Source organism: Aquisalimonas sp., assembly GCF_007120195.1.
Classification (GTDB): domain Bacteria; phylum Pseudomonadota; class Gammaproteobacteria; order Nitrococcales; family Aquisalimonadaceae; genus Aquisalimonas.
The window spans coordinates 1-2,559 of record NZ_SKOG01000085.1; the positions used below are offsets into that span (position 1 = coordinate 1).

Below are 2,559 nucleotides of genomic sequence, written 5' to 3' on the forward strand. Positions count from 1 at the left end.
AGGTCAATGCCAGTCGGGACACCCTGCACGCTGCCGCCCGCGAGGCTTACGAGGAGACCAAGGCCGGCGGCGAGCTGCTCTCCTGGGACGCGAAAATCCGATTGCAGCTTGCTGTCACCTTCGCCGCCGAATCGTGCGCGGAGGCAGTGCGGCTCGTCCACGCGGTGGCAGGCGCTTCGGCCATTCGCCTGGAGTACCCGTTCGAACGCTTGTTCCGCGACATCCACACCCTGACGCAGCATGCCTCAAAGAACAGCGCGCGCCACGTCACGGGCGGCCGGTTGCTCTGCGGGCTCGAAAACGATTGGGTTGCGTTGAACTTCTAGCCGAGCGGATCAGGGCAAGGAGGGAGTGATGCTCAAGTGTTCAAGATTGGCCCATCAGAGGGGCGCCAAGATGGCGGACTTACACCACCCTGCGACCGGGGGCCGCATGCCTGTTCCGTCGGACGAACCCTGCACGGGGTGGTCACCGGATACCGGGCAACAGCACATGCTGCGGCACCAGCTACCGCGCAACGATGGCTGCAAGTTGGCGCTGCGTGATGCATTTGGCCAGTTCCCGACAGGGGTGACACTGGTCACCACCCGCACGGCCGAAGGCGAGGATGTTGGCATCACGATAAACTCGTTTACATCCGTCTCGCTTGACCCGCCCAAGCTGTTGTGGAACTTGCGGCTAACGTCCAGGAACTGGCCCACCTTCGCCGTCGATGCGCCGTTTGCCGTCAATGTACTCGCCCGTGAACAGCGCCAGATCGCCGAGTATTTCGCCACTTTCGCCAGAAATCAATTCGACGTTGCGCCCATGCCTCTGGCATTCCGCCGCGGCATCGGCGGCGTGCCGTTACTCAACGGTGCAGTGGCGCATTTTCAGTGCATCACCGAGCAACGCGTGCGCGCCGGAGACCATGGTGTCCTGATTGGGTCAGTTGAAGCATTCGAGGCGTTCAGTACACGTGCCCCGCTGGCATTCTGGCAGGGACGGTATGTGGGACTTGGGGTGAATGAAGCCGGCCCGGGGCGACGCGGCGGTGCGGATGATCGCGGGCTGGTGAGAATTACCATGAAAAACCAATGTCGACTCGATGAATCAGTTTCGTTAGTCACCGGGGCACGCGGAGTCACGCAATCCACCCAAGCTGAGCACCTGCTGGCTCAACATTGCTGTCTCTACGGGATAACCCGGAGCATCTCCGGGTAGTCACCGATTCCAGGCAGGGGCTCATGGCCTTTATCCTTGTTCACTCCAGGGCGAGGGTATGGACTCTTCCCTGCCTGTTGCCCGGAACCCGCAGGCGCGTGCTGCTATCGCGGCGACAGTCGGCGCTGGGAAACCGCGCGAGGGCAAGCTGGCAAATGGATGAATTCCCCCCCCCCCCCCGCCGCATGTGAGCAAGCCTAGGAGCGCTGGCGCCTCTGGGCTCCATCTGCCTGGAGACCGGCTCCGCTGCGCCATGCCCGAGCATGACCTCCTGAAAAGAGGATTCCGCCCATGTCCGTTGCGCACTTCCCGGAGCAGAATGAGTTGTTTCAGGTTTTACCCGAGGAGGCAAAAGCGCGCCTGTTTCCGCATCTGGAACTCGTTGACATGCCGCTGAGTCTTGCCGTGTACGAGTCCGGCGATACGCTGAAGCATGTTTACTTCCCGACCAATTGCATTATTTCGCTGCTGTACGTAATGGAAAACGGCTCCTCGGCCGAAATCGCAATCGTCGGGAATGAGGGGATGGTGGGCATCTCTTTGTTCATGGGCGGCGAGACGACGCCCAACCGGGGCGTGGTGCAGAGCGCTGGCTATGCCTACCGATTGAAGGGCAGTGTACTCAAGCAGGAGTTCGCCCGTTCCGAGTCGCTGCAGCACCTGTTGTTGCGCTACACGCAGGCGCTGATCACACAGATGTCGCAGACGGCCGTCTGCAATCGACATCATACCGTGCACCAGCAGTTATGCCGCTGGCTGCTGATGAGCCTGGATCGCCTGAAGAGTGACCAGTTGACCATGACGCAAGAGCTGATCGCCAACATGCTCGGCGTGCGGCGCGAAGGGGTTACGGCCGCAGCCGGCAAACTCCAGGAGCAGGGGCTGATCCAATACAGGCGGGGCAAGATTACCGTGCTCGATCGCCCCGGGCTCGAGCGCGAGTGCTGCGAGTGTTACGCGGTGGTCAAGCGCGAATTCGATCGCTTGCTGCCCTCCGTCAAAGCCCGCTGACACCTGGTGTCCGTCTGCGTCCGACCATTATGGAAACCCGTCGGCTGTCTGTCAGGCGCACAACCGGCCGCCACGGCCCCGGTTATTCAGCCGCCTTATCGATTGGAGTGGGGTGCGGCTCCGGAGACGCCGGCATGGCCTCCGGCGCCATGGGTGCTGCGTCGCTCGGCCGCTGTGCGGCACCCGAGACCAGCCGCTCGCGGCGCAGCCGGCGCTCTTCCGAGGGGGAGCGGCCCTGGCGCTCGTGGTAGCACTTGGTGAAGTGTGGCGGTGAGACGAACCCGCAGGCCAAGGCCACGTCGGTAATGGGCATTTCCGTTTGCAGCAGCAGCTGCCGTGCACGGG

At 62.6% G+C, this 2,559-nt stretch carries 4 protein-coding genes; 3 read left to right on the forward strand and 1 reads right to left on the reverse strand.

Features of this window, described 5'->3' with window-relative positions:
• From QZT63_RS06915 to QZT63_RS06925, 3 genes are all read left to right on the forward strand, one after another.
• Nucleotides 1-326, forward strand: a 326-nt coding sequence (locus QZT63_RS06915) for a hypothetical protein (RefSeq protein WP_290649747.1), incomplete at its 5' end; no start/stop codon positions are given.
• Between the two features lie 166 nt (nucleotides 327-492).
• Nucleotides 493-1,203 carry a flavin reductase family protein gene (locus tag QZT63_RS06920; RefSeq protein ID WP_290649749.1) on the forward strand — a complete coding sequence of 237 codons (711 nt, stop codon included), beginning with the start codon at nucleotides 493-495 and terminating at the stop codon, nucleotides 1,201-1,203.
• A gap of 291 nt (nucleotides 1,204-1,494) precedes the next feature.
• The gene (locus QZT63_RS06925) at nucleotides 1,495-2,214 is read left to right on the forward strand and encodes a Crp/Fnr family transcriptional regulator (protein WP_290649751.1); all 720 of its coding nucleotides are present in this window, start codon (nucleotides 1,495-1,497) and stop codon (nucleotides 2,212-2,214) included.
• Between the two features lie 82 nt (nucleotides 2,215-2,296).
• Here the strand turns inward: QZT63_RS06925 and QZT63_RS06930 are convergent.
• The coding region (locus QZT63_RS06930; protein WP_290649753.1) for a helix-turn-helix domain-containing protein at nucleotides 2,297-2,559 on the reverse strand (263 nt) is incomplete at its 5' end.

Coding starts and splice junctions, on each gene's coding strand:
- QZT63_RS06925 (WP_290649751.1), top strand. CDS start 1,495: ATGTCCGTTGCGCACTTCCCGGAGCAGAATGAGTTGTTTCAGGTTTTA.
- QZT63_RS06920 (WP_290649749.1), top strand. CDS start 493: ATGCTGCGGCACCAGCTACCGCGCAACGATGGCTGCAAGTTGGCGCTG.